The sequence below is a fragment of the Mesomycoplasma lagogenitalium genome (genome assembly GCF_029854295.1).
GTDB classification, from domain to species: domain Bacteria; phylum Bacillota_I; class Bacilli_A; order Mycoplasmatales; family Metamycoplasmataceae; genus Mesomycoplasma_A; species Mesomycoplasma_A lagogenitalium.
The window spans coordinates 867,267-893,395 of the sequence record NZ_CP122979.1; the positions used below are offsets into that span (position 1 = coordinate 867,267).

The following is a 26,129-nucleotide window of genomic DNA, read 5'->3' on the forward strand; positions in this document are numbered from 1 at the left end:
ATAATAAAAAATTTTGTTTTTTTAAAATATGTTGTATAATAATTACAGCAATCATAGCAAAGGGGATCACCTGATACCATTCCGAACTCAGTAGTTAAGCCCTTTTACGCCGAAAATACCAGAGATGGGAAAATAGGGAGTTGCTGCTTTTTTTTATTTTATTTTTAGTAATTTGGAGGTTTTATGTCATTTAGTCATCAAATAAAATTAGAAGTTCTAAAAAATAAAATGAAAGAAAAGCACTTTCTTTCCTTTTTAAATGGTCTTATTTTAACTAATTGTAAATTTATTGAAGAAGAGAGTTTTATAATAAAAATTAACAAAAGTGATATTTCTTTTTTAATTAAAGAGAAATTACAAAAATATGATATTAAATTTTATCGAACTACTAAAAATAAAAATTGAATTGTCATTTTAAAAAAAGATTTTAAAATTAAATATGAAATTGAAAATCCGCAATTTTTCTTTGCCGGAGCATTTGTAGGAGCTGGAACTATTTCTGATATTAATTCAATTTACTATAATTTGCAAATTACTTTTTTTTATGAAGAAATTGGAGAAATAATAAAAGATAAATTAAATAGTTATCAATTTAATTTTAAAATTACAAAAAATAAAAATAAATTTTTAATTTATGAAAAACAAGTGGAAAATATTCAAGATTTTTTAAATGCTATTGGTGCTAATGAAAATTTTCAAACTTTTTTTAATATAAAAAATATGAGAGATATTCAAAATAATGCTAATAGATTAGCTAATCTTGATGTTCATAATCAACAAAGATTAGTTAATGCCGCTTCTCGCGATATTGAAAATTATAATTTTATTTTAGAAAATAAATTAGAACATTTATTTAAAAAGGAAGAGTTAATTTTTTTTCAAGAAAGAGTTAATGAACCCTTTTTAAACTTAAATGATATTGCTTTATTATTAAGTGAAAAGCATAATATTAAAAAAACTAAAAGCGGTTTAAACCACTGATCAATTAAACTTAATAAAATTGTAAAAAATTTAAAATAATAAATTTTAAATCGGTTATTATAGTATAATACTCCTTAAAGGAGAAAAATGTCTGAAAAACAAGGTAAAAAAATTGGACTAGTACTTGCATTAATGATGCTTATTGGTTCCGTTGTAGGAATAGGAATTTTTTTTAAAAATGGAACTATTTCAAGAGAAACTGGCGGTAATGGAATTTCTTGACTTATCGCCTGAATTATTGGTGGAATTATTTCTATCGCTGCGGCACTAAATTTTGCCGAAATTGGAACGATGAAAAAAAGCAAATTAAGTGGCTTATCTAGTTGAATTTATCGCACATCAGGAACTAAAATTGGCTATGGAACTTCTGTAGCTTATGCAATATTTTATTGAGGTCTTTTGCTAGTTATTATCCCAATATTTTCTGCAGAAATGTTATTTTATTTTTTAGGTACTATTAATGTTATTGACTTTCAAAAAATAAAGTTATGAGTTATTTGTTTAACAGGAATAGGGATTGGAATTTTATTTTATGTATTAAACTGAATTTCACTAAAAATTAGTGGTTATGTACAAACGGTTGTTACTATTTTAAAATTTATTCCATTATTATTAGGAGCATTAGCTGGAATAATTTTTCCTTATGTTAATAATAATGGAGGAACAAATGCGTTTGTAGATTTTAAAAATACTTTTAGCGCTAAGGGAATCGTTCTAGCACTGCCTGCTGTACTGTTTTCTTATGATGCATTTTTAGTTTCAGGTTCAATTGGAAATAAAATTAAAAATGCTAATCGTAATTTACCGCTTGCTATTTTAATTGGGATGATAACAATAGTAATTCTTTATTCGCTGATAGCTATTTCCTCAATTTTACATAATTCTAGTGTGATTTGAGATTTACTTAAAAATACTATGCCTGCAAATATAAGTAATTATATTGTACCGATGGTTGTCTTTTTTATTTTAGTATCTTCCTTAGGTGTTACTAATGGTATAAGCGCTGCTTTTAGTGCGGAAATAGAAAATCTTATTGATTTAAATGTTCTTTTCGGATCAAAATGATTAAAAGACAAAATTCAAGATAAAGCTAAAATTGTTTATTGATTATTTATTTTATTAATTTGAAATTTAATGTGAATTTTACCAAGTGCAATAATCGATTCAGATGCATTAATAGATGGTGTGTCTAACTATCCAACAGCATTTTTTATGATGGTCTATGCTTATTTGATTTTAACTTATACAATTAAAAGAAATAAAATTAATGAAACTCAAAAAATTAATAAATATCTTTATTATATTGCTGCATTTATTTCAGTAGTTGGAATTGCTGTAGTAAAAATTGCTTATTTATATGCAATCAGTGAAAATTTAGTTAAATGGGAAATCGCTAATTGAGGGTTGTTTAAAACTGATGCAAATGCTATAAAAATTCCTTTAGAATTTATTTTATATATAATCAATCTTTTAATTATAATTATTATTCCATTTATTAATTTTTATTTAGAAAAATGAATATTTAAAAGAAATATATTAAATGAATTTACTAGTCAACTTGAAGAAAAAGAAGAAAAAACTAACAAATTTAAAAACGAATCATTTTATATTTAATGTAATTCGTTTTTTTTTTTTTTTACAAATAAAAAAAGCAAGTAAAACTTGCTCTTGTTTTTATTAATAACTATTAGTTAGAAATCCCTTGCTTACGTAATGTTCTAGCAGTTTTAGCACTTACTTTAATAGTGATAACTCTACCATTGTCATTCATTACTTTAATTTTTTGTAAATTCAATCTAAATGTTCTTTTAGTTGCATTTAAAGCGTGAGATCTTCTGTTTCCAGTCATTGACCCTTTTCCAGTAATATCGTCTCTTCTAGCCATAGTTCCTCCTTTTTATTTTAAAGCTGCTTGTGCTTGTTTAACAATAGTTTCAAAAACATCGTGGTGATGAATAGCGATTTCTGAAAGCATTTTTCTATTAACTTCAATGTTTGCTTTTCTTAATCCGTTAATTAATTGTGAATAGGTTAATCCTAAAGGTCTAACTGCTGCATTAATTCTAGCGATTCAAAGTTTTCTAAAATCTCTTTTAACTTGTTTTCTGTCTCTAAAAGCATAAGTTCATGATTTAACAACAGCTTGTTTAGCAACTTTGAAACCAACTGATTTATGTCCTCAGTATCCTTTTGCTAATTTTAATCATTTTTTTCTTCTTTGTCTTGTGACTGTTCCGCCTTTAACTCTCATTTAACTTACCTCTTTCTATTAAAATAAACCTTTAATTCTTTTTAAATCTGATGCAGAAACTAATGTAGCTTTTCTTGCATGTCTTTTTTGTTTTGTTGTTTTATTTTGAGCAAGGTGAGATCTGTAAGCTTGACCTCTTTTAACCTTTCCACTACCTGTTATTTTTAATCTCTTTTTTAAAGATGATTTAGTCTTCATTTTTGGCATTTTCTAATCTACCTTTCTCTTCTTTTTGTAATTCTTTTTCTTTTTTAGAACTTGTTAAATGGGGAGATTTTTTCTTGTCTCTTTCTAAATACATATCTAAAAATCTTTCATTTTGCTGTGCGTCTTTAGTTATTTTAGCAATATCTTCAACATATTTAAAAAATTTATCTAATACTTCTTTCCCTAATTCAGGTCTTGAAGCTTCACGACCTCTGAATTTTAAAGAAACTTTAACACGATCGCCATCTAATAAAAATTCTCTAGCTTTTTTCGCTTTAGTTTGAATATCTTTAACATTAATTCCTAATGTTAATCTTATTTCTCTGTTATTAACAAAAGTCTGTTTTTCCTTAACTTCTTTTTGTTTTTTCTTTCTTTCGTATTTAAATTTTCCATAATCCATAATTCTTCCAATTGGTTTTGGTTTATCACTTGAATTATCAATTGAAATGATTACTAAATCCATTTTTTGCTCTTTAGCTTTAGCAATAGCATCATTTTTTGATAAAACACCAATTTGGGTATTATCTGAATTTATAACGAAAATTTTGGAAAAAGGAATATTTTCATTAACCAAATGTTCTTGTTGTGGTTTTCTTCTATTCCCCATATTATTCAATCTGCTAATAATTAATCTCCTTTTAAATAAAAAAGTGGTTTTTATCCACTTTCTCAACTAACAAAATTAAAAATATAAAGTATATAAATAATCATTGTAGCTAAACCCATGAAAGAATCATCAGGTGAGAAGTGAATCTACTTTCTGCAATTGTTATCTATTGCTTTAATATTATAACTTTTTTTATTAAAAAACAAAATAAAAACTTTTTAAAAAAATAAAATAAAAACACAGAATGTCTGTGTTTTAGGTCATACAATGAAATGGTGGGAACGAATGGAATCGAACCATCGACCTCACGATTATCAGTCGTGTGCTCTAACCGGCTGAGCTACGCTCCCATAAATACAAGTTTTAAATTTAACTTGTATAATTATATCATAAATTAACGTTTTGAGAATTGTCTTGCTCTACGTGCTTTTCTAAGTCCGTATTTTTTACGTTCTTTAGCTCTAGCATCTCTAGTTAACATACCTGTTTTTTTTAAATTAGGTCTATAATCTTTTGAAGCTTGTAATAAAGCTCTTGCAATACCTAATCTAATTGCTCCTGCTTGACCTGATAATCCACCACCGGATGCATTAACAGTAATATCTCAAGAATTTTGAGTTTCCGTAATTTCAAGCGGTTGTAAAGCATCTTTAATTAATAAATCTGACATTAAATAATCTTTTGCTTCTCTTTTGTTGATTATAAAACTACCTTTTCCAGGTTTTAAAATAACTCTTGCAGTTGAAGATTTTCTTCTTCCTAATCCTCTGTAAAAAACAACTTCTTTTTTCGCCATTATTTAACCTCTAATTTCTCTGGTTTTTGAGCATTGTGTTTATGTTCTGGTCCAGCATAAACAAAAAGATTAACTCTTTGTCTATTTCCTAATTTAGTATGTGGCAACATACCTCTAATTGCTTTTTCAACAATTGCTGTTGGTTTTTTTTCTCTTAAATTTTTAGCATTAATTGATTTTAATCCACCTGGATATCCTGAGTGTGAATAGTAAATTTTATTTTCTTCTTTATTTGCTGTCAATAAAACTTTTTCAGCATTGATAATAATGATATTATCTCCCATATCAACATTAGGTGTAAATGATGGTTTATTTTTTCCTCTTAAATATGTAGCAGCTAAAGTAGCTAAACGACCAAGCACTTGATTTTCAGCATCAATTACATATCATTTTTTTTCTACTTCTAAATGCTTAACTATAGTAGTTTGTCTCATAATTCCTTCCTTTAATTTAGCTTAATTTTATTAAATAATGTAACAGGTATTTAAATATTGCTTTTAAATTATATAACTTTTTTAAATAAATAAAAATATTTTCTTATTTTTTTGTATAAAAAAAGCAAAAGTTGTAATTTTGCCTTTATTTTATTAAACTAATTCTAAAATTGCCATTTTGGAATTATCACCTAATCTAGCAGGTAATTTGATAATTCTTGTATATCCACCATTACGATCTTTATATTTAGGACCGACATTTTCAAATAAATGTGATAAAGCACTTTTGCCATCTTTAGTTTTTACATCTCTTAAAAATGCGGCAGCTAAACGACGAGAAGCAAGAGTATTTGTTTTAGCTTTTGTAATTAATCTTTCTACATGTTTTCTAAGTTCTTTAGCTCTTGTTTCAGTTGTTGTGATTCTTCCATAAACGATTACATCTGTAGATAAAGAACGTAAAACGTGTTTTTTTCATGTTGAATTACGTTTAAATAATTGTGTTGGATTAGCCATATTTATTCTCCTTCTTTTTTAAGAACAATTCCACGTTCTTTTAATTTTTCAATAATCTCTTGAACAGATTTTTTTCCTAAATTTTTAACATTTTGAAGTTCTTCTTCATCAATTTTTTCTAAATCAGAAACAGTTTTAAATCCTGCTCTTCGTAAAGCATTTAATGATCTTACTGTTAAACTAAGTTCATTAATATCGATTGATTTATCTTTTGGAACTTCTTCTTTAACTTTTTCTTCTTCAAAAAAGTCTTTTTCATTTAAATCTAAATTATCAACATTAGAAACAATTCCTAAATGAATCATTAAAATTTTAGCAGCTTCTGAAATAGCTTCTTTAGCTTCGATTGTTCCATCAGTTTCTACAGTTAATTCTAATTTTTCTTCAACGATAGTTGATGCTGAATTTAATTCATCAACAGTATAATTTACATTTAAAACTGGTGAAAAATCAGAATCAACAGCTAAAAATTTTCCTGATTTTAACTTACTTTCTAATGATGAACCAAATTCTGAAACAATTTTTTTATTATCTTCAAAAGAAACAAATCCTCTTCCTGATAATAAATACATTTCAAAATTAAATGCTCCTTTTTTAGAAATTTTTGTTATTGGTTGATCTAAATTAACAATTTTAATTTCAGGAGAAACTAAAATATCTTTGGCACATACTTGATCACCTTCAAAATTTTCACTATTAAAACTAACTTTAACAGGAACATTATCTTTAAAAACATCTTTATTATAAACAAATTTAATTTTCTTTAAATTATTTAAGATAGTAACAACATCTTCAGTAACATTTTCAATTGCTCCAAATTCATGTTCAACACCTTCAATTTTAACTGCAAACGGTGCAACAGATGAAACAGATGAAAGAATTGTTCTTCTTAATGCATTTCCTAATGTTCTAGCAAAACCTCTTTCTAAAGGCTCTAAAACAAAAGATGTTTTATAATCTGATTGTTTATTTTCTTTTTCTTCTTTATAATGAATTTTTGCGAATTTTTGCACCTAAGACCTCCTATCTTTTTGTTTCTCTTTTGATAACTTTTCTTGGAGGTCTTGTTCCGTTGTGAGGAATTGGTGTTACGTCTTTAACTTCAGTAACTGTTATTCCTGAAACTTCGATTTGTTTTCTAGCTGCATCTTTTCCTGGACCTAAACCTTTAATTTCAACTTTAACTTCTTTAATACCATGTTCTTTTGCAGATTCTGATGCTGCAGCCGCTGCTAAACCAGCAGCATAAGGAGTTTTTTTCTTTGTTCCTTTATATCCTATAGCACCTGACGAAGATCAAGCAATTACATTCCCTTGTTCATCTGAAAATGTAACAATTGTATTTTGATGAGTTGAATGAATGTGAGCGATTCCGCTAGTAATATTTTTTCTTTTAATTTTTCTAGCCATATCCTATTTACCTTTCTTTCCAGCAACTGTTTTTCTAGGCCCTTTTCTTGTACGGGCATTCTTTTGAGTAACTTGACCACGAACAGGCATTCCTTTTCTATGTCTAATTCCTCTATAGCATTTAATTTCCATTAATCTTTTAATATTAATAGCAACTTCACGACGTAAATCACCTTCAGTCATATATTGTGATGCTATATCTCTAATTTTTGATAATTGTTCTTCGCTTAAATCTTTTACACGAATATCTTCGCTAATTTCAGCTTGCTTTAAAATTTCTTGTGCTCTTGATTTTCCGATTCCAAAAATATAAGTCAAAGAGATAACAACTCTTTTATTATTTGGAATTTCAACGTTTAAAATTCTAGCCATTTTTTCTCCTTAACCTTGTCTTTGTTTGTGTTTAGGTAAAACACAAATAATTCTATTAATACCATTACGTTTAATGATTTTGCAGTCTTTACACATTTTTTTGACTGACGCTCTTACTTTCATAAGTCTCCTTTATTTATGACGATAAACAATTCTACCTTTGCTCAAATCATAAGGACTAATTTCTACATCAACTTTATCACCTGGAATAATTTTAATGTGATGTAATTTCATTTTTCCTGATACATGACCTCTGATTGTTAAATTATTTTCTAATAAAACATCAAATTCACTTGCGTTATGAGCATGAATTACTTTACCTGCCATTTTAATTGCATCTTTTGCCATTTATTAAAATAGCTCCTCTTTAAATTTTATTTTAATTATTATGTCAATTGTTTTTTATTTATCTCTTTAAAAGTAATTGCAACCTTTTAAAGAAATACCTGGACTTATTGAACCTTTTAGTTTTGCCAGGGATTTGAAATATAATTTAAATTATACTAAATTTTTAAAATTTCAGTAATTATTATTACTTACTTTTCTGTTAAAATGATGCCCTTACCATTTTTTATTAATACAGTTTGCTCGTAATGAGCACTTTTTTTGTTTGACGCAGAAACTACTGTTCAACCATCTTTTAAAATTTTAACTTTATTACTATCTTGAATAATCATTGGTTCAATACAAATAACCATATTGTCTTTTAAAAGCATCCCTTGATTATTAGTTATATAGTTATATACATAAGGCTTTTCATGTAAATGTTTACCTATTCCATGACCGGAAAATTCTAATGGAGTAAATAAATTATTTTCCTTAATCACTTTATATATTGCTTTTGAAATGTCATTAACTCTTGCTCCAGGTTTAATTGCTTTTAAACCTGCATCAAATGCGCGCTTAGCTACTTCAATAAGTTTATAATTTTCAAAATTATTTTCGCCTATTGATTTACTAAAAGCCGAATCGGAATAATATCCTTGATATTTAACTCCCATATCAATAGAAATTAAATCGCCATTTTTTAAAATTCGATTATCAGGAATGCCATGAATTACTTCTTCATTTAATGCGGTACAAATTGTATTTGGAAAATTTAAATAACCTAAAAAAGCTGGTTCAGCATTTCTTTTGATAGTTTCTTGATAAGCTAATTTATCTAATTCTAAAAGTGATACTCCCTCTTTGGCTGCATCATAAACAATTTTTTTTACTTCTGCTAAAATTTGACAAGATTTTTTAATTAATTCTATTTCTGAATCTTTTTTAATTATATTGCTCATTATTTTTCTAACTCTTGCAAAATATTATTTACAATTTCTTCAGGCGATGAAACAGCAGAAAGTTTAACTAACATACCTTTTTCTTCGTAAAAACTAATTAATATTTTAGTTTCTGAATTATAAACTTCCAATCTTTTCATTATTGCTTCTTCTTTATCATCTTCTCTTTGCAATAACTTTGTATCATCTTTTTCACATAATTCACCTTTTGCTGAAGGTTTAAAATCTAGATGATAAGTTGTTGAGCAAACAGGACAATAACGTCTTTTAGTTAATCTTTGGATGATAATATCTTTTGGTGCTTCAAGCAAAATAACTTTGTCAATATTGGCACTTTTTAAATTTTCTAAAAAGTTTGCTTGATTGACTGTTCTGGGATAACCGTCAAGAATAAAATTAATATTTTTAGTATATAATTCATCAATTTTTTCTTGAACTATAGCATTAGTAATTTCATCAGGTACATAAAATCCATTTTCAACAATTGATTTTAATTCTAATCCTAACTTTGTTTTTTCCCTAATTGCTGAACGGAAAATTTCTCCCGTTGATAAATGAACTAAATTTGTTTTTTTGGAAAGTAGTGAAGCAGCAGTTCCTTTACCAACTCCAGGAGCTCCCAGAAAAATTAAATTTTTTATCATAATAAATCTCCATTATTATTAAAGTTTTTGTTATTGTTTTTGTTAATTGACTTAGTTATTTTTTTTCTTTTATGAGAAATTTTTTCCGATTCTCTTCTCGCTTTTATTTGACTCATAGTTTCTAGTGCTGTTGAAACTAAAATAATCAATGAAGTTCCACCATAAGTTATTGTTCGTGGCATTCCTAACATTTGCATAATAGGTTCAGTAGCACCAATCGCTACAAGATAAAATGCTGAAAAAATTGAAAGTCTTAAAACAACTGAAATTAAATAATCTTCAGTTTGTTCACCCGGTCTTATTCCAGGAATAAATGTTGAATTTTTCCCAAAATCTTCAGCAATTTTATCTACTCTAGATTGTTGTAATCCCATTCCTATTGAAAATAAAAATGTAATAACAATAAAAATAGAAAATCCAATTGGATCTGTTAATCTTAAACTTCTTTCTACTCAATATCTTGTACTTGAAGTATAAGGATCTAAAAGTCCAACTATCAATGTTGGTAATGATAAAACAATTAATGAAAAAATAATTGGCATTACCCCTGCTGGATTTACCTTAATTGGTAACACTGAAATATCTTTAATGTTCTTCGACATTCCAGCTCCAGTTTGCTGAATTGGTATTTTTCTTTCTGCAAGATATACATAAGAAATTATAAATATTAAAACTAAAAATCCGATGATATATACACCAAAAAAGATTATATTGCTAATTAAAGCACCACTTTCAGCACCACCCATATAATAGCTATAGGCTGAACGGAATTTTGCAGGTAATTGAACAATGATACCTGAAAAAATTAAAAGTGATGTTCCGTTTCCTACACCTTTATCAGTAATTTGTTCTCCTAAAAATAAAGAAAATAAAGAACCGCCAATGAGAATAGAAGGTAAAATAAAATATTTATAATAATTACTATTATTTTGTAAATAAACAAAACTACTAGTTATTTGATTACTGTCAAATAAAGTTCTTATTAAAACAATAGATTGAACAATTGCAACAGCAATTGTTAAAAATCTAGTTATTATATTTATTTTCCGTCTCCCAAGCGGTCCAGATTGACTTAAGCGGTGTATAGGAGGAAATAGTTTTGTTTGCGCCACCATCATAATTAATGATGATGTAATAAACGGACCTATTCCCAAGGCGACGATGGAAAAATTAGATAATCCACCACCACCAACAATATTAATTATTCCCAAAAAGGAATTAGCATCAATTGTTGCATTTTTATTAAGACCAACACCTGGCATAGTGATAGTTCCTGCAATTACAAAAATTGATAAAATTCCAATTGTAAATAATATTTTTTTGGTTAATACTTTTTCACGAGAAAAAGTTTGAATTTTATGTTTAATATTTAAATAAGCTCTTGACACATTATAAACAATTCAATTTCAAGCTTTTTTAAATAATCTAAACATATTAAACTAAATTTACTGTTCCCCCTAATTTTTCAACCACTTCTTTTGCAGTTGTTGACACGGAATTTACTTCGATAGTTAATTTTTTAGTTAATGAACCAGATGCTAGTAATTTAACAGGCATTGTTTTTCTTCTAACTAATCTTTTTTCAAATAAACTCTCTAATGAAACTTTATCCCCATCGTTATAATTTTGCTCCAATTTTGCTAATGAAACTATTTGATATTCAATTTTATTAATGTTATTAAACCCAATTTTTGGTAAACGTCTAAATAATGGGTTTTGACCACCTTCAAATCCAGGTCTAACACTTCCACGTTTTTTTTGTCCTGATTGTCCTTTACCAGCTTGTTTACCCTTACCAGCTGCATGCCCACGACCTTTACGGTGCTTTTCTTTTCTTGAACCTTCTGAACTAACTAATGAATGTAATTTAAATGACATAAATTCCTCCTGGATTATTTGTTACTATTAAGATCTTCAACACTAACATCTCTTAGTTCTGCAATTTTTTCTACTGTTCTAAGTTTTTGTAATGCATTTACTGTTGCCCTAACAATATTTGCTTTTGTTCTTGATCCATATGTTTTTGTATAAATGTTTGAATATCCTGCTAATTCAACAACAGCAAGAACTGTTCCTGAAGCTATAATCCCCTTACCTCTAGGAGCGGGTTTTAACATAACTTTTGATGCTAAAAATTTTTCTGTAATTTCATGTGGAACTGTCGCTGCCACATCAACAATAGGAACAGTTATTAAATTGTTTTGAGCATCTTTAACTGCTTTTTTAATAGCGTCTTGTACTTCGTTAGCTTTTCCGTGACCAAAACCAACTTTTCCTTTTTTATTTCCTACAACAGCATATGCTGAAAATGAAAATCTTCTTCCACCTTTAACAACTGTTGTAACTCTAGCGATATCAATAACTTTTTCTTCAAATTCTGATTGAAATGCTTGTTTATTAACATCTCTTTTTCTTGAAAATTTACGATTTGCTTTTCCGTCTTTTTTATCATCTTTGTTTTTTGAAGAAGCATTTTCTTTTAGAGCAACAATTTTTCTTGTTGGAGCTGCTTTTTTAACAAATTCTTTTTTAACTTCTTGTTTATTTTCCATTATTAAAATTTAACCCCTTCTTTTCTTACTGCTTCAGCAAATGCTTTAACTCTTCCGTGATAAATATATCCTGAACGATCAAATACAATGCTTTGAATTTTCAATTCATTAATTTTTTGACCCATTAAGGTTCCAACTTTTTCAGCTGCTTTAATATTCCCACCATATTCTGCATTTTTTAATGTAGAAACAGATGCTAATGTTTTTCCTGTACTATCGTCAATTAATTGTGCATAAAAATTAGATAAAGATTTATAAACTGATAAACGAGGTTTAATAGCAGTTCCTAAAGCTAATTTTGCTTTAATTCTGTTATGTTTTTTAATTCTAGCTTGATTTCTTGATAATTTTGCCATATTTTATTAACCTAACCTCTATTTAGAAGCTTTTTTCCCTTCTTTACGTCTTATCATTTCACCTTTGTACATAATTCCTTTTCCAGAATATGGACTTGGTTTTCTAACTGCTCTAATAACTGATGCTAATTGACCTACTTCTTGTTTATCAATTCCTGATACTTTTACTGATACAGGTTTTGGAACTTCCACTTTTAATGAACTTGGAATATCTACTAAAACAGGGTGGGAAAAACCAGCTAGAATTTCTAATTGATTATCTTTTAAAGTCGCTTTATATCCAACCCCTTTAATTTCCAATTCTTTCACAAATCCATTAGTAACTCCTTCAATCATTCCGGCGATTAATGAATTGGTGGTTCCGTGTAATTGTTTTGTGTGTTTTTCTTCGTTAACTCTTTCGGTAGTTAATGAAGATCCATCGATTTTAATTAAAATTAATGGAGAAAAATTTTTAACTAATGTACCTAATTTACCTTTAACTGTTACTTCTGTTTTATTAACAATTACTTCAATTCCCTGAGGAATTGTTAAAACTCTTTTTCCAACTCTAGACATAGATTATCAAATGTAAGCGATGATTTCACCACCAACATTTTCCTTTCTTGCTTCTTTATCAGTTAAAAATCCTTTTGATGTAGAAACAATAACTGTTCCATAACCAGAAAGTACTTTAGGTAAATTATTTACAGAAGAATAAACTTTTAATCCAGGTTTTGAAATTCTTTTAATTCCTGTAATTGCACTTGTTGTCCCTTTGTATTTTAATTCAACAACAAGTTTTTTAGATACACCTTCTCCTACTGCTTGAAAATCTTGAATGTATCCTTCTCTTTTGAAAATATCGAGAATTTGGTGTTTTTTATTAGAATGTGGGATTTCAACTGTTTTGTGTTTTCTCATGAATGCATTTTTGATTCTTACTATCATATCTGCAATTGAATCTGTAATTATAGCCATAATTATCAACTCGCTTTCTTAATACCAGGAATTTTTCCTTCGTGTGCTAATTTTCTGAAACAAATACGACATATTTTAAATTTTCTTAAAACAGCATGTGGACGACCACATAATTCGCATCTTGTATATTCTCTAACTTTGAATTTTTGATGTTTTTTTGCTTTAACTTTTAATGATTGTTTTGCCATTGTTCCCCTTATTTTTCAGCCTTACCGAAAGGCATTCCTAATTTTTCTAATAAAAATCTTGCTTCTTCATTTGTTTTTGCAGTTGTTACAATAATTACATCTAATCCCTTAATTTTTCTTATTTTATCGAAACTAATTTCTGGAAAAATAATTTCTTCTTTAACACCTAAAGAGTAATTACCTCTACCATCAAATGCTTTAGGATTTACTCCTCTAAAATCTCTAATTCTTGGAATTGCTACATTAATTAATTTATTTAAAAAATCTCACATTTTTTCTCTTCTTAATGTAACTTTTCCTCCCATTGGCATTCCTTCACGTAGTTTTCATGAAGCCAATGATTTTTTAGCTACTGTTTGTGAAGGTTTTTGACCAGAAATTAATGCCAATTCGTTCATAACTTCTTCAATAGCTTTTGAATTTGTAACTTCTTTTCCAGCTGTCATATTTAAAATAATTTTTTCAATTTTAGGTAATTGCATTGGTGATTTATAACCAAATTTTTCTACAAGTAGTTTTTTAACTTCTTTTTCATATTTATCTTTTAATGTCATATTAACCTACCTAAATTGTTTTCCCTGTTTTTTTAACAACACGAGATTTTTTATTACCTTCAATTTTATATCCTATTTTTGAATATTGTGCTGGTTTATCTTTAGAAGCTTTTTTTACTAATAGTGCAACTTTAGATACATGAATTGGCGCTTCATATACTTCAATTCCACCTTCTGTTTTCTGTTGAGATGGTTTATTATGTTTTGTAATTTTATTAATATCTTTTACAATAACTTTTTGTGTTTTTGGAAATACTTCTAAAACTTGTCCAGTTTTACCTTTATGAGAACCTGAAATAATTACTACTTCATCATTTTTTCTAATTTTCATCAACTATTCCTTTCTCTTTATAAAACTTCTGGAGCAAGTGAAACAATTTTAGAATATCCTTTATCTCTAATTTCACGAGCTATAGGTCCAAAAACACGAGTTCCTCTTGGAGAACCATCTTCTTTAATAATAACAACAGCATTATCATCAAATTTAATATGAGAACCATTTTTTCTCTTGATTCCATAAGTAGTACGAACTATAACTGCTTTTACTACTTGTCCTTCTTTAACTATTCCGTTTGGAAGAGCTTTTTTTACTGAACATACAATAACATCACCAATATTAGATGATTTTTTAACTGAACCACCTAAGTTTCTAATTAAACCAACTTCTTTAGCACCTGAATTATCTGCTACAACTAATCTAGAAAGTTCTTGAACCATTATTCAACTCCTTCTTTTGCTTTTTCACGAATTTCAACTAATCTAAAAGTTTTAGTTTTTGAAAAAGGTCTAGTTTCACTGATTTTAACAATATCTCCCAATGAAGCTTCTTCTTTTTCATCGTGTGTAGCGAATTTTTTAGTAACTTTAAATCTTTTTCCATATAATGGGTGTTTAATATATGTATCAACTGCTACAATAATAGTTTTTTGATTTTTATCAGAAACTACTTTACCAATTAATGATTTTCTAGCATTTTTTCTTTCCATTATTTAACTTCCTTTGATGCTTTTTCTTGTAGTTTAATTGCTGTTAAAACTCTTGCGATGTTTTTCTTAATTTCACTAATTTTATGAGTTTTATCAAGTTGTGATGTTTTGTTTTGAAATCTTAGTAAAAATAGTTCAGCTTTATATTCATTTACTAGATTTTGTAAATCTGAAAGAGATTTATTTTTTAATTCTTTGAATTCCATTATTTATCTCCCTCTTCATTTTTTGTAATAATTTTTCATTTAACTGGTAATTTGTGTCCACCAAGTCTTAAAGCATCTCTTGCTACTTCTTCTTTAACTCCAGATACTTCAAACATAACTGTATTAACTTTAACAACTGCTACTCATTTTTCAGGCGATCCTTTTCCTGAACCCATACGAACACCAATTGGTTTAGAAGTTAATGATAAATGAGGGAAAATTCTAATAATAACTTGTCCTTCACGTCCCATTCTTCTTGTAATAGCAATCCTTGCTGATTCAATTTGTCTAGCAGTTACTCATGAAGAAGTAATTGCTTGTAATCCAAATTCTCCAAATGAAACTTTATTACCTTTATATGCTTCTCTTTTATCGTGTGAAATTCTAAAATTTCTTCTATATTTGGTTCTTTTAGGTTGTAACATTATTTTTCACCTTCTTTAACCTCTCCTAGAGAAATTCAAACTTTAACACCTAATGCTCCATATGTGGTGTGGGCAGTTGCTTGAGCATAATCAACATTTTGTCTTAATGTATGTAATTTCATTTCTCCTTCTGAATAACCTTCTGAACGAGCCATTTCTACACCGTTAAGTCTTCCTGAAACTTGGGTTTTAATACCTTTAGCTCCAGCTTTTAATGCGATTTTAATAGCTGTTTTTTGAGCAACTCTAAATGATCCTCTATTTTCTAATTTAATAGCAATTTGTTCAGCTGCTAAACGAGCATTTAATTCTGGTTTTGCTATTTCTAAAACTTCGATATTTAAAACTAGTTTTTTGTTTTTTACATATTTTTGAATATCAGAAGTTAATTTTTTAACTGTTTCTCCACCTTGTCCTAAAACTACTCCAGGTTTTGCGGTGTGAATAATTAAAGTAACTTTATTATTTTGATCTCTTTTGATTTCAACTTTTCCAATTTGGTATTCTCTAACAAATTTTTCAACATATTCTCTAATTTTTACATCTTCAAGTAAATAAGAAGCAAAATTTGACTTATCAGCATATCAATTTACATTGTGTTTTTTGGTAACTCCAAATCTAAAACCGTTTGGATTAACTTTTTGTCCCATTTTTATCTCCTATTTTCTTTCTTTAACTGTTATTGATAAATGTGATGTTCTTTTAAATATTGAATATGCTGTACCTTTTGATCTAGGTTGAAATCTTTTATATGTTGGACCTTCATTAACTTGTACATCACTAACATATAGCGAATTACCGTCCATACCTTTATTATTAACTGCGCCTGCAATTGCAGAATTTAATAATTTAATAAATAATTTAGATGATTTTTTGTTTGTATTATGTAAGATTGATAGTGCTTCTTCTGTATTTTTATAACGGAATAAATCAGCTACTAGACGCGCTTTTCTAGGCGACACTCTTTGCATTTTAACTTTTGCTACTGATTCCATTATTTTTTCTTCCCTTTATCTGCACCATGTCCTGTATAAGTTCTTGTTGGAGAAAATTCTCCTAACTTATGTCCTACCATATCATCTGTAACAAAAACATCATTAAATATTTTTCCATTATGAACTTGGAAAGTTAATCCCACAAATTCAGGGAAAATGGTTGATCTTCTAGATCAAGTTTTAATTGGTTTTTTATTTTTTTGTTCATTCATTAATGCAACTTTTTTTAACAATGATGCATCAGCAAATGGACCTTTTTTAAGTGATCTAGCCATTATTTACTTTCCTTTCTTCTTCTTATAATCAATTTTGTTGAAGATTTTTTGTTGTTTCTTGTTTTAACACCAAGAGCTTTTTTACCTCATGGAGTAAGTGGTGATTTTCTACCGATAGGTTGTTTACCTTCCCCTCCTCCGTGTGGGTGATCAACAGGGTTCATTACAGATCCACGAACTGTTGGTCTAATTCCTAAGTGTCTGTTTCTTCCTGCTTTACCAATATTAACTAATGAATGTTCTTCATTTCCTACTACACCAACTGTAGCTCTACATTTTGCTAATATTCTTCTAAATTCTCCTGATTTTAATTTTAAAACAACATATTTTCCATCTTCATCTTTACCTAAAATTTGTGCTGATGAACCTGCAGAACGAGCAATAATTCCACCACCACCTGGTTGCATTTCCACATTGTGAACAACTGTACCTTCAGGTATGTTAGCTAAAGGTAATGAATTACCTACTAAAATATCAACATTTTCTCCAGAAACCACTGTTTGACCTACTTTTAAATCTTTAGGTGATAAAATATAACGTTTTTCCCCATCGGCATATGCTAATAAAGAAATGTTAGCCGATCTATTTGGATCGTATTCAATAGTTTTTACAATTGCTGGAATATTATCTTTATTTCTTTTAAAATCAATAATACGATATTTTCTTTTATTTCTTCCACCTTTATGACGGGTGGTAATTTTTCCTTGATTATTTCTTCCTGATTTTTTATTTAAAATCACTAGTAGACTTTTTTCAGGAGCATGTCCTGATAAATTTTGTTTATAATCAAGAGAAGACATTCCACGACGACCGTTGGAAGTTGGCTTATAATGTTTAAGTGCCATTTTTTCTCCTTACTCTAAAATATTGTTATCTTTAAAGTTATTATTTTTTATTTTTTTCTTTTGCCGCTATTTTTTCAGCTACTTTTTTCTCAACATCGGACATTTCTTTTTTATCTTTTTGAACTTGTGGTTTGATAATTTCAGCTTCTTCTGCAACTGGAGTATCTTCAGAAAGTATGTTGATTTGTTGACCGGCTTCTAATTTAACAATCGCTCTTTTAAAGGCTTTTGTAAATCCGTTAAATCTTCCTAATTTAGTTGGTCTTTTAGGAACATTAAAAATGTTTACTTTTTCAACTTTAACATCGAAAATATATTCTACTGCTTTTTTAACTTCAGATTTATTTACTCTTTTGTCAACAGCAAATACATAAACACCTTCATTCATTCTTTTATATGTTTTTTCAGTTAAGATTGGATATTTAATTATTTCGTTTATATTCATTATTTAACCAACCCTTCTAAATATTTAATATCTTCTTGACTAATAACTAAAACATCAGCTTGTATTAAATCTTCAACTAATAGTGAACTAACTTTTCTAATTACTAAATTTTGAAGATTTCTACCTGATATAAATGTTTTTTCATCGTTTGAAACAAGTAGTATATGTCTTAATTGATTTAATTTCAATGCTGAAAGTTGGGAAAGCAATTCTTTTGTTGAATATTTTTCAACTTTAACATCTGAAACTATTACTTGGTTATTTTTAGCTAATTCACTTAATGCTGAAAATAAAGCTAAACTTCTTACTTTTTTATTAACTTTTAAATTATAATTTCTTTCTACTGTAGGACCGAATGCTCTACCTCCACCTACTCAAATAGGCGATCTCATAGAACCTGCTCTTGCTCTACCTGTTCCTTTTTGTCTTCAAGGTTTTTTACCTGTTCCGCTAACTTCAGCTCTGTTTTTAACTTTATGTGTTCCTTGTCTTCTTGAAGCTCTTTCAGCTATTATTGTATCGAAAACAGCTTGGCTATAAAATTTATCTAATCCGAACACACTTTTTGGTAAATCAAAAGTTTTTTCTACTTTTACAGTAGTAGCAGATTTAGATGTTTTTACTGGAGTTTTTCTAGGTGCTGAAGTTTTTGTAGTTTTAGAACTACTTGCTGTTTTTTTAACAGTTGTTTTCTTTGTTTCAGCCATTATTTATTCTCCTCTTCTGCTTTTTTCTCTGCTTCATCAATTATTTTTTTCATTTCTTCTAAAGACATTTCCATATGTAATTCAACATTGTATTTTTTAGCTTGTTCAAATAAATGATTTTTTTCTATTGCTTCAGCTAAATTAACTAATTTTACTCCCTCTTTAGAAGGAACTTGTTTTGCAGATGATTTAATAACAACATATGATTTTTTAGGTCCTGGTATTGACCCTTTAACTACTAATATGTTGTTTTTTACATCAATTTTTATTATTTCTAAATTTTGAATTGTTGTTTTTACATTACCTAGTTGACCAGGCATTGTCATACCTTTAACAACTTTATTTCCTGAAATATCTCCTAAAGAACCAGTTTGTCTTATTGGTTGTGATCCACCACCACCACCATGAGATTTAGGACCAATTGCTTGATTGTATCTTTTAATTGTTCCTGCAAAACCTTTTCCTTTCGAAGTTCCAGTAACATCGACTAAATCACCAACAGAAAAAATTGATGAATCAACAGTTTGTCCTAATTCAAAACCATTCATTCCTCTAATTTCTTTTACGAAGCGCTTAGGTGTTGTATTTGCTTTTTTAAAATGACCTTGTTCAGGTTTGGTTTGTCTAGAATTCTTTTTATTTTCTAAACCTAATTGTAGTGCATCGTAGCCATCTTTATCTTTTGTGAAAACTTGAGTAACTACATTAGGCTGAACTTCTATAACAGTTACTGGTAATAATGCACCAGAATCTGTATAAAGTTGTGTCATACCAACTTTTTTTCCTAAGATTCCTTTCATTGTTTCTCCTTATTTATTTTGTTTCTATTAGAATTTGAGCACCTGTTGGTAATTCTAATCTTTTAATTTTATCCATTAAAGCACTATTAACACTATTAATAACAATTAATCTTTGATGTGTTCTTTGCTCAAATTGTTCACGTGATGTTTTGTTAACATGAACAGATCTTAAAATAGTAAATATTTCTTTTTTTGTAGGCAATGGAACTGGTCCACTATAACTTGCTTTAGCTTCTTTTAGTAAAGAAACTATTTTTAAAGCTGCACTATCTACTATTTTATGATCAAATGCTTTAACTTTAACTTTTAATTTGCTCATATAAAATGTTGTTCCTTTCTGTTCATTTTATGAACTAGACTCCACATAAAAACTGTACAACGAATAACAACTAAGTTCGGAGTATCACAACCTTATGTTTCAACGTCTAAATTAACTTTTAAATTATATAATATTTTTCAAAAAACAGAAGAAAAAAACTCCTTTTTAGGAGCCTAGTTCTTTCAAAACTGAATAGCAAATTAAACTTTGTTTTTCTATAAATTAAATACCTAAATATTTAGCTATTAAATCAATCAATTTATTAGTATTGGTCAGCTGAATGTATTACTACACTTACACTTCCAACCTATCAACCTCATCGTCTATAAGGAATTTCAAGGGAACATTAATCTCTGAGGAGGCTTCCCGCTTAGATGCCTTCAGCGGTTATCCTTTCCGTACTTAGCTACCCAGCTGTGCTTCTGGCGAAACAACTGGAGCACCAGTGGTACGTCCACTCCGGTCCTCTCGTACTAAGAGCAGCTCTCATCAATATTCCAACGCCCACATCAGATAGGGACCGAACTGTCTCACGACGTTCTGAACCCAGCTCGCGTACCGCTTTAATTGGCGAACAGCCAAACCCTTGGAACCGACTCCAGCTCCAGGATGCGATGAGCCGACATCGAGGTGCCAAACCTTCCCGTCGATGTGATCTCTTGGGGAAGATAAGCCTGTTATCCCCGGGGTAGCTTTTATCCGTTGAGCGACGGCCATTCCACAATGTACCGCCGGATCACTAAGTCCTGCTTTCGCACCTGCTCGACTTGTAGGTCTCACAGTCAATCACACTTCTACCTTTGCGCTCTTCATATGGTTTCTGACCATACTGAGTGTAACTTTGAACGCCTCCGTTACCTTTTAGGAGGCGACCGCCCCAGTCAAACTACCTACCACGCACTGTCCTCCTTCCAGATAATGGAAGCAAGTTAGAAAATCAATATAACAAGGGTGGTATTTCAAGGTTGACTCCATAAGAACTGGCGTCCTTACTTCAAAGTCTCCCACCTATCCTACACATGTTAGACCAATTTTCAATACGAAGCTATAGTAAAGCTCCACGGGGTCTTTTCGTCTTGATGCGGGTACCCAGCGTTTTCACTGGGACCATAATTTCACCGAGTCCAATGTTGAGACAGTGGGGAGATTGTTACGCCTTTCGTGCAGGTCAATAATTAGTTGACAAGGAATTTCGCTACCTTAGGACCGTTATAGTTACGGCCGCCGTTCACCCGGGCTTCATTTTACTGCTTCGCTAATGCTTACAGCTCCACTTAACCTTCGGGCACTGGGCAGGCGTCACCCCCTATACATCGTCTTGCGACTTAGCAGAGAGCTGTGTTTTTGATAAACAGTCACCCCCCCCATTTTACTGTGGCCTACTTAAAGTAGGCATCCCTTCTTGCGAACTTACGGGATAATTTTGCAGAGTTCCTTAACATTGGTTTTCTCGCTCGCCTTAGAATACTCATCTTGGGAACGTGTGTCCGTTCTCGGTACAGGTTCCTATAAAATTAGCGTTAGAAGCTTTTCTTGGAAGCATGAAATCATACAATTCGCTACTTGATTGCTCTTTCACTATGCATCACAACTCAAAGTTATGATAGCCGGATTTGCCAAACTATCCTTCTTGTTGCTTACCCCACAATCCAATAAGTGGTAGTATTATCCTTCTCCGTCACTCCATCACTTTTATAGGAAGTATAGGAATATTAACCTATTATCCATCGACTATGCATGTCTGCCTCATCTTAGGTCCTGACTAACCCTGGGTGGACGAACCTTCCCCAGGAAACCTTTCCCAATAGGCGTCGGAGATTCTCACTCCGAATCGTTACTCATGCCGGCATTCTCACTTCTAAGTACTCCACTAATCCTCGCGGTTTAGCTTCACCGCCACTTAGAACGCTCCTCTAACGTACTTTCGTACCCGTAGCTTCGGTATTATGTTTAGTCCCGTTACATTATTGGCGCAAGATCTCTTGACTAGTGAGCAATTACGCACTCTTTAAATGATGGCTGCTTCTAAGCCAACATCCTAGTTGTTTAGGAAACCTCACAACCTTTCTCACTTAACATAATTTTGGGACCTTAGCTGACGATCTGGGTTGTTTCCCTCGCGACCACGGACGTTATCACCCATGTTCCGACTGCATAGTAATACACACTGGTATTCGGAGTTTGATTATAGTCAGTACAGCTAGGCGCCGCCATTCCATATTCAGTGCTCTACCCCCAATGCTTAACACTACACGCTAGCCCTAAAGCTATTTCGAGGAGAACCAGCTATCTCCAGGTTCGATTGGAATTTCACCGCTATCCACAAGTCATCCGGGCACTTTTTAGCGTACTACGGTTCGACCCTCCACTTAGTTTTACCTAAGCTTCAGTCTGCTCATGGATAGATCACCTGGTTTCGGGTATATATCAACATACTAAAGCGCCCTATTAAGACTCGGTTTCCCTACGGCTCCGTTTTTTTCCACTTAACCTCGCATGTTAACATAACTCGCCGGCCCATACTGCAAGATGTACGCCATCACCCATTAACGGGCTCTGACTAATTGTAAGTATACGGTTTCAGAATCTATTTCACTCCCCTCCCGGGGTTCTTTTCACCTTTCCCTCACGGTACTGTTTCACTATCGGTGTCTGGTTAGTATTTAGCCTTACCGGGTGGTCCCGGCAGATTCAGACAGGGTTTCACGTGCCCCGCCCTACTCAGGATACACTCAAGAGAATCTATTATTTCGTTTACGGGGATATCACCCTCTTTGTCAAAGCTTCCCAACTTTTTCAACTATAATAAATTTTTGTAACTCTATATAGAATGTCCTACAACCCCATCTAATTGATGGTTTGGGCTCTTTCGCATTCGCTCGCCACTACTAACGAAATCATTATTTATTTTCTTTTCCTGTTGCTACTAAGATGTTTCAGTTCACAACGTGTCTCGCATTTATAACTATGGATTCATTATAAATCAACTAGAGTTTATCTAGTTAGGTTCCCCCATTCGGAAATCCCCGTATCACAGCGCAATCCAGCTCCACGAGGCTTATCGCAGGTATTCACGTCCTTCATCGACTTCCAGACCCAAGGCATCCACCATATACTCTTACTTATTTAAAAGCTAATATAACTTGTATTTTTTAAGCCTATTGTTTAGATTTATATATCTAAGGTATCTAATTTATTTTGCTAACTTTAACAGTTAGACTCGGTTTATTTTTTAATGTCGTTGTTGAAATATTTTGAAATTATTCAAATATTTGCTATTCAGTTTTCAAAGAACTATTGAATTTAAAAGATAAATCTTTCAAAACTAGATACAAAACTTTTTGGCTAAGCCCATAATAACCTTTACTTTATATTAATTAATTTTTAAATAAAGGATTTTGAAATACGCCAAATTTAAAAGATGTCTTTGTACTCCGTAGAAAGGAGGTGATCCATCCCCACGTTCTCGTAGGGATACCTTGTTACGACTTCACCCCAGTCATCGATCCTGCCTTAGACAGTCGTCTCCGAAGTTAACTAACCGGCTTCGGGCATTACCAACTCCCATGGTGTGACGGGCGGTGTGTACAAGACCCGAGAACGTATTCACCGCAGCGTAGCTGATCTGCGATTACTAGCGAATCCGACTTCATGAAGTCGAGTTGCAGACTTCAATCCGAACTGAGATTGGTTTTTTGAGGTTTGCTCCATGTCACCATATTGCTTCTCTTTGTACCAACCATTGTAGCACGTGTGTTGCCCCACTCGTAAGAGGCATGATGATTTGACGTCGTCCCCACCTTCCTCCTGGTTACCCAGGCAGTCTCTCTAGAGTCCTTAACTTAATATTAGTAACTAAAGACAAGGGTTGCGCTCGTTGCAGGACTTAACCTAACATCTCACGACACGAGCTGACGACAACCATGCACCATCTGTCACCTTGTTAACCTCCGCTATATCTCTATAGCATTGCAAGGGATGTCAAGAGTGGGTAAGGTTCTACGCGTATCTTCAAATTAAACCACATGCTCCTCCGCTTGTGCGGGTCCCCGTCAATTCCTTTAAGTTTCACTCTTGCGAGCATACTACTCAGGCGGATCATTTACTGCGTTAGCTGCGTCGGTAAATTTTTCTACCAACTAATGATCATCGTTTACGGCGTGGACTACCAGGGTATCTAATCCTGTTTGCTCCCCACGCTTTCGTTCCTCAGTGTCAATATACAACCAGTTAGCTGCCTTCGCCTATTGGTGTTCTTCCTAATATCTACGCATTCCACCGCTTCACTAGGAATTCCGCTAACCTCTTTGCAATTCCAGTTTGCCAGTATCCAAAGCGGGCTGGAGTTGAGCTCCAGTATTTAACTTCAGACTTAACAAACAACCTACGAACTCTTTACGCCCAATAATTCCGGATAACGCTCGCGACCTATGTATTACCGCGGCTGCTGGCACATAGTTAGCCATCGCTTTCTAACAAGGTACCGTCAATTAAAGATCATTTCCTATCTTATTTTTTCTTCCCTTGCAACAGCAGTTTACAACCCGAAGGCCTTCATCCTGCACGCTGTGTCGCTCCATCAAGCTTTCGCTCATTGTGGAAAATTCCCTACTGCTGCCTCCCGTAGGAGTCTGGGCCGTATCTCAGTCCCAGTGTGGCCGTACAGCCTCTCGGCCCGGCTAAACATCATCGTCTTGGTAGGCCTTTACCCTACCAACTAACTAATGTTCCGCACCCCCATTTCTAAGTGAAGCTTTAAGGGCTTCTTTTAAGGCTCTTTCATGCGAAAGAACCCCATATTTGGTATTAGCTACTGTTTCCAATAGTTATCCCAATCTTAAAGGTAGGTTAGGTACGTGTTACTCACCCATTCGCTACTAAGTCAGTGCAAGCACTGCTTCGTTCAACATGCATGTATTAGGCACACAGCCAGCGTTCATCCTGAGCCAGGATCAAACTCTTGAAATTGATTTGAATGTATTATGGTTTTTGTATCTAGTTTTGAAAGATCTATGCTTTTAAATTGCATTAATCATTATACACAATATTTTTAAAAAACAAAATATTTTTTATTTTTTTAATAATTGCTTTTTTTAATGCCTTTTAATTTTACTACATTTAAAATAAAATCAAAATATTTTTAATAAAAAAAGCAGGCATAGCACCTGCTTTTATAAAGTTATTTAAAAATCTAGAGAAATTGGAATGATTTTTTTTCTTTTTTGATCTTTTGATAATTTTAAATATACTCCATTAAATTGAGTTTTATTTTTAGAAACTGTAAATTTAATTTTCTTTTCGTATCTCATTCTCTGATAAACTTCATCAAAATTAGCACCGATCGCTGCGTTCATCGGACCAGTCATTCCTGCATCTGTTATATATAATGTACCATTGGGCAAAATTTTTGCATCGTTAGTTTGAATATGAGTATGAGTTCCAATAAATGCATCTACCTTACCATCAACATATAAACCAAAAACACTTTTTTCCGATGTAGTTTCAGCATGAAAGTCTATAATGTGAAAATCAACATTTTTTTCCACTTGATCTTTTTTATAAATTTGATCAAATGCATCAAAAAAATTATCAGCAGTTTCTTCGTTTCAAGGAAATAATAATTTATTAAATGTAATTCCGAGCATCGAAGTGATTCTTAATTTATATCCATTAACTGTAAAAACGGATGTTCCATGACCTTTATAATTTTTATTTATATTATAAGGTCTAATGATTTCTGGATTATCAATTATTTTATAAATGTTTTCATCAGCTCAAACATGATTTCCTAAAGTAATTGCATTAATTCCAATTTTTTTTAATTGTAAATAATCATTTTCGTTTAGTCCTTTACGACCTGAAACATTTTCGCCTTGAGCGATTATAAAATCAATTTTATATTTTTCTTTTAATAAAGGTATATTTTTTTCTAAATTATTAATTCCGGGTTTTCCAAAAACATCACCAATAAAAAGAATTCCAATTCCTTTTTTCATAATTTATATTTTA

Annotated in this window: 38 protein-coding genes, 1 tRNA gene and 3 rRNA genes; 3 read left to right on the forward strand and 39 right to left on the reverse strand. The window is 30.9% G+C overall.

The features are described 5' to 3' along the window. The first annotated feature begins 43 nt into the window (after nt 1–43). From rrf to QEG99_RS03760, 3 genes are all read left to right on the forward strand, one after another. Nucleotides 44–149 (forward strand): 5S ribosomal RNA (gene rrf / locus QEG99_RS03750). 34 nt (nt 150–183) lie between these two features. Next, nucleotides 184–1,020, forward strand: a complete 837-nt coding sequence (gene whiA, locus QEG99_RS03755; RefSeq protein WP_280101854.1) for a DNA-binding protein WhiA — start codon at nt 184–186, stop codon at nt 1,018–1,020. A 48-nt stretch (nt 1,021–1,068) separates the two neighbouring features. Further along, nucleotides 1,069–2,595, forward strand: a complete 1,527-nt coding sequence (locus QEG99_RS03760) for an APC family permease (RefSeq protein WP_280101855.1) — start codon at nt 1,069–1,071, stop codon at nt 2,593–2,595. 73 nt (nt 2,596–2,668) lie between these two features. Here QEG99_RS03760 and rpmB read toward each other — a convergent pair whose 3' ends face one another. From rpmB to QEG99_RS03955, 39 genes are all read right to left on the reverse strand, one after another. After that, a complete protein-coding gene (rpmB, locus tag QEG99_RS03765; protein WP_280101856.1) occupies nt 2,669–2,866 on the reverse strand; it encodes a 50S ribosomal protein L28 in 198 nt (65 codons plus the stop codon). Nucleotides 2,867–2,878: 12 nt separating this feature from the next. Next, a complete protein-coding gene (gene rplT, locus QEG99_RS03770) occupies nt 2,879–3,232 on the reverse strand; it encodes a 50S ribosomal protein L20 (RefSeq protein WP_280101857.1) in 354 nt (117 codons plus the stop codon). A gap of 18 nt (nt 3,233–3,250) precedes the next feature. After that, nucleotides 3,251–3,439, reverse strand: coding sequence for a 50S ribosomal protein L35 (rpmI, locus tag QEG99_RS03775; RefSeq protein ID WP_280101858.1), 189 nt, complete (start codon nt 3,437–3,439; stop codon nt 3,251–3,253). Further along, complete coding sequence (gene infC, locus QEG99_RS03780) at nt 3,420–4,049, reverse strand: translation initiation factor IF-3 (protein WP_280101859.1); 630 nt, start codon at nt 4,047–4,049, stop codon at nt 3,420–3,422. The genes rpmI and infC overlap by 20 nt, the downstream gene beginning before the upstream one ends. A gap of 273 nt (nt 4,050–4,322) precedes the next feature. Beyond that, a tRNA-Ile gene (locus QEG99_RS03785) sits at nt 4,323–4,399 on the reverse strand. 44 nt (nt 4,400–4,443) lie between these two features. Further along, nucleotides 4,444–4,845 carry a 30S ribosomal protein S9 gene (rpsI, locus tag QEG99_RS03790; RefSeq protein ID WP_280101860.1) on the reverse strand — a complete coding sequence of 134 codons (402 nt, stop codon included), beginning with the start codon at nt 4,843–4,845 and terminating at the stop codon, nt 4,444–4,446. After that, nucleotides 4,845–5,279 carry a 50S ribosomal protein L13 gene (rplM, locus tag QEG99_RS03795; RefSeq protein ID WP_280101861.1) on the reverse strand — a complete coding sequence of 145 codons (435 nt, stop codon included), beginning with the start codon at nt 5,277–5,279 and terminating at the stop codon, nt 4,845–4,847. The genes rpsI and rplM overlap by 1 nt, the downstream gene beginning before the upstream one ends. A 153-nt stretch (nt 5,280–5,432) precedes the next feature. Next, the gene (gene rplQ, locus QEG99_RS03800) at nt 5,433–5,795 is read right to left on the reverse strand and encodes a 50S ribosomal protein L17 (protein WP_280101862.1); all 363 of its coding nucleotides are present in this window, start codon (nt 5,793–5,795) and stop codon (nt 5,433–5,435) included. A gap of 2 nt (nt 5,796–5,797) precedes the next feature. After that, entirely contained in the window at nt 5,798–6,808 is a 1,011-nt protein-coding gene (locus tag QEG99_RS03805; RefSeq protein WP_280101863.1) for a DNA-directed RNA polymerase subunit alpha, read from the reverse strand. 10 nt (nt 6,809–6,818) lie between these two features. Further along, a complete protein-coding gene (gene rpsK / locus QEG99_RS03810; RefSeq protein WP_280101864.1) occupies nt 6,819–7,205 on the reverse strand; it encodes a 30S ribosomal protein S11 in 387 nt (128 codons plus the stop codon). A gap of 3 nt (nt 7,206–7,208) precedes the next feature. Next, nucleotides 7,209–7,577: a 30S ribosomal protein S13 gene (gene rpsM / locus QEG99_RS03815; RefSeq protein ID WP_280101865.1), complete on the reverse strand. Its 369-nt coding sequence runs from the start codon at nt 7,575–7,577 to the stop codon at nt 7,209–7,211. A 9-nt stretch (nt 7,578–7,586) separates the two neighbouring features. Beyond that, nucleotides 7,587–7,700, reverse strand: a complete 114-nt coding sequence (gene rpmJ, locus QEG99_RS03820) for a 50S ribosomal protein L36 (protein ID WP_280101866.1) — start codon at nt 7,698–7,700, stop codon at nt 7,587–7,589. Between the two features lie 9 nt (nt 7,701–7,709). Then, complete coding sequence (infA, locus tag QEG99_RS03825) at nt 7,710–7,925, reverse strand: translation initiation factor IF-1 (protein WP_280101867.1); 216 nt, start codon at nt 7,923–7,925, stop codon at nt 7,710–7,712. A 188-nt stretch (nt 7,926–8,113) separates the two neighbouring features. Further along, entirely contained in the window at nt 8,114–8,863 is a 750-nt protein-coding gene (gene map / locus QEG99_RS03830) for a type I methionyl aminopeptidase (protein WP_280101868.1), read from the reverse strand. Next, on the reverse strand, nt 8,863–9,507 hold the full coding sequence (locus QEG99_RS03835) for an adenylate kinase family protein (RefSeq protein ID WP_280101869.1): 645 nt from the start codon (nt 9,505–9,507) through the stop codon (nt 8,863–8,865). The genes map and QEG99_RS03835 overlap by 1 nt, the downstream gene beginning before the upstream one ends. Then, entirely contained in the window at nt 9,501–10,940 is a 1,440-nt protein-coding gene (gene secY / locus QEG99_RS03840; RefSeq protein WP_280101870.1) for a preprotein translocase subunit SecY, read from the reverse strand. Before secY ends, QEG99_RS03835 begins: the two co-directional genes overlap by 7 nt. Nucleotide 10,941: 1 nt before the next feature. Further along, the gene (rplO, locus tag QEG99_RS03845) at nt 10,942–11,385 is read right to left on the reverse strand and encodes a 50S ribosomal protein L15 (protein WP_280101871.1); all 444 of its coding nucleotides are present in this window, start codon (nt 11,383–11,385) and stop codon (nt 10,942–10,944) included. Between the two features lie 14 nt (nt 11,386–11,399). Continuing rightward, complete coding sequence (gene rpsE / locus QEG99_RS03850; RefSeq protein WP_280101872.1) at nt 11,400–12,059, reverse strand: 30S ribosomal protein S5; 660 nt, start codon at nt 12,057–12,059, stop codon at nt 11,400–11,402. 2 nt (nt 12,060–12,061) lie between these two features. Beyond that, on the reverse strand, nt 12,062–12,415 hold the full coding sequence (gene rplR, locus QEG99_RS03855; RefSeq protein WP_280101873.1) for a 50S ribosomal protein L18: 354 nt from the start codon (nt 12,413–12,415) through the stop codon (nt 12,062–12,064). A gap of 18 nt (nt 12,416–12,433) precedes the next feature. Next, nucleotides 12,434–12,973 (reverse strand): 50S ribosomal protein L6, encoded by a 540-nt coding sequence (rplF, locus tag QEG99_RS03860; RefSeq protein ID WP_280101874.1) that lies wholly within the window; start codon nt 12,971–12,973, stop codon nt 12,434–12,436. A gap of 3 nt (nt 12,974–12,976) precedes the next feature. Further along, entirely contained in the window at nt 12,977–13,375 is a 399-nt protein-coding gene (gene rpsH, locus QEG99_RS03865; protein WP_280101875.1) for a 30S ribosomal protein S8, read from the reverse strand. Nucleotides 13,376–13,377: 2 nt separating this feature from the next. Next, nucleotides 13,378–13,563: a type Z 30S ribosomal protein S14 gene (locus tag QEG99_RS03870; protein WP_280101876.1), complete on the reverse strand. Its 186-nt coding sequence runs from the start codon at nt 13,561–13,563 to the stop codon at nt 13,378–13,380. Between the two features lie 8 nt (nt 13,564–13,571). Next, nucleotides 13,572–14,117 (reverse strand): 50S ribosomal protein L5, encoded by a 546-nt coding sequence (gene rplE / locus QEG99_RS03875; protein ID WP_280101877.1) that lies wholly within the window; start codon nt 14,115–14,117, stop codon nt 13,572–13,574. 10 nt (nt 14,118–14,127) lie between these two features. Further along, a complete protein-coding gene (gene rplX / locus QEG99_RS03880) occupies nt 14,128–14,448 on the reverse strand; it encodes a 50S ribosomal protein L24 (RefSeq protein ID WP_318034609.1) in 321 nt (106 codons plus the stop codon). A gap of 17 nt (nt 14,449–14,465) precedes the next feature. Next, the gene (gene rplN, locus QEG99_RS03885; RefSeq protein ID WP_280101879.1) at nt 14,466–14,834 is read right to left on the reverse strand and encodes a 50S ribosomal protein L14; all 369 of its coding nucleotides are present in this window, start codon (nt 14,832–14,834) and stop codon (nt 14,466–14,468) included. Next, a complete protein-coding gene (gene rpsQ / locus QEG99_RS03890) occupies nt 14,834–15,103 on the reverse strand; it encodes a 30S ribosomal protein S17 (RefSeq protein WP_280101880.1) in 270 nt (89 codons plus the stop codon). The genes rplN and rpsQ overlap by 1 nt, the downstream gene beginning before the upstream one ends. Then, a complete protein-coding gene (gene rpmC / locus QEG99_RS03895) occupies nt 15,103–15,309 on the reverse strand; it encodes a 50S ribosomal protein L29 (protein ID WP_280101881.1) in 207 nt (68 codons plus the stop codon). The genes rpsQ and rpmC overlap by 1 nt, the downstream gene beginning before the upstream one ends. Then, nucleotides 15,309–15,734, reverse strand: a complete 426-nt coding sequence (rplP, locus tag QEG99_RS03900; RefSeq protein WP_280101882.1) for a 50S ribosomal protein L16 — start codon at nt 15,732–15,734, stop codon at nt 15,309–15,311. Before rplP ends, rpmC begins: the two co-directional genes overlap by 1 nt. Next, nucleotides 15,734–16,384 (reverse strand): 30S ribosomal protein S3, encoded by a 651-nt coding sequence (rpsC, locus tag QEG99_RS03905; RefSeq protein ID WP_280101883.1) that lies wholly within the window; start codon nt 16,382–16,384, stop codon nt 15,734–15,736. The genes rplP and rpsC overlap by 1 nt, the downstream gene beginning before the upstream one ends. A gap of 9 nt (nt 16,385–16,393) precedes the next feature. Beyond that, nucleotides 16,394–16,729, reverse strand: a complete 336-nt coding sequence (gene rplV, locus QEG99_RS03910) for a 50S ribosomal protein L22 (RefSeq protein ID WP_280101884.1) — start codon at nt 16,727–16,729, stop codon at nt 16,394–16,396. Beyond that, a complete protein-coding gene (rpsS, locus tag QEG99_RS03915; RefSeq protein ID WP_280101885.1) occupies nt 16,729–17,004 on the reverse strand; it encodes a 30S ribosomal protein S19 in 276 nt (91 codons plus the stop codon). The genes rplV and rpsS overlap by 1 nt, the downstream gene beginning before the upstream one ends. Further along, on the reverse strand, nt 17,004–17,849 hold the full coding sequence (rplB, locus tag QEG99_RS03920) for a 50S ribosomal protein L2 (protein WP_280101886.1): 846 nt from the start codon (nt 17,847–17,849) through the stop codon (nt 17,004–17,006). The genes rpsS and rplB overlap by 1 nt, the downstream gene beginning before the upstream one ends. Nucleotides 17,850–17,889: 40 nt before the next feature. Next, a complete protein-coding gene (gene rplW, locus QEG99_RS03925; protein ID WP_280101887.1) occupies nt 17,890–18,294 on the reverse strand; it encodes a 50S ribosomal protein L23 in 405 nt (134 codons plus the stop codon). Beyond that, nucleotides 18,294–19,001, reverse strand: coding sequence for a 50S ribosomal protein L4 (rplD, locus tag QEG99_RS03930; protein WP_280101888.1), 708 nt, complete (start codon nt 18,999–19,001; stop codon nt 18,294–18,296). The genes rplW and rplD overlap by 1 nt, the downstream gene beginning before the upstream one ends. Beyond that, a complete protein-coding gene (gene rplC, locus QEG99_RS03935; RefSeq protein WP_280101889.1) occupies nt 19,001–19,801 on the reverse strand; it encodes a 50S ribosomal protein L3 in 801 nt (266 codons plus the stop codon). The genes rplD and rplC overlap by 1 nt, the downstream gene beginning before the upstream one ends. A gap of 13 nt (nt 19,802–19,814) precedes the next feature. Next, on the reverse strand, nt 19,815–20,120 hold the full coding sequence (rpsJ, locus tag QEG99_RS03940; protein ID WP_280101890.1) for a 30S ribosomal protein S10: 306 nt from the start codon (nt 20,118–20,120) through the stop codon (nt 19,815–19,817). A 241-nt stretch (nt 20,121–20,361) separates the two neighbouring features. Next, a 23S ribosomal RNA gene (locus QEG99_RS03945) occupies nt 20,362–23,252 on the reverse strand. A gap of 308 nt (nt 23,253–23,560) precedes the next feature. Continuing rightward, nucleotides 23,561–25,088 (reverse strand): 16S ribosomal RNA (locus QEG99_RS03950). Nucleotides 25,089–25,303: 215 nt separating this feature from the next. After that, nucleotides 25,304–26,119 (reverse strand): TIGR00282 family metallophosphoesterase, encoded by an 816-nt coding sequence (locus QEG99_RS03955; protein ID WP_280102372.1) that lies wholly within the window; start codon nt 26,117–26,119, stop codon nt 25,304–25,306. Nucleotides 26,120–26,129 lie beyond the last annotated feature (10 nt).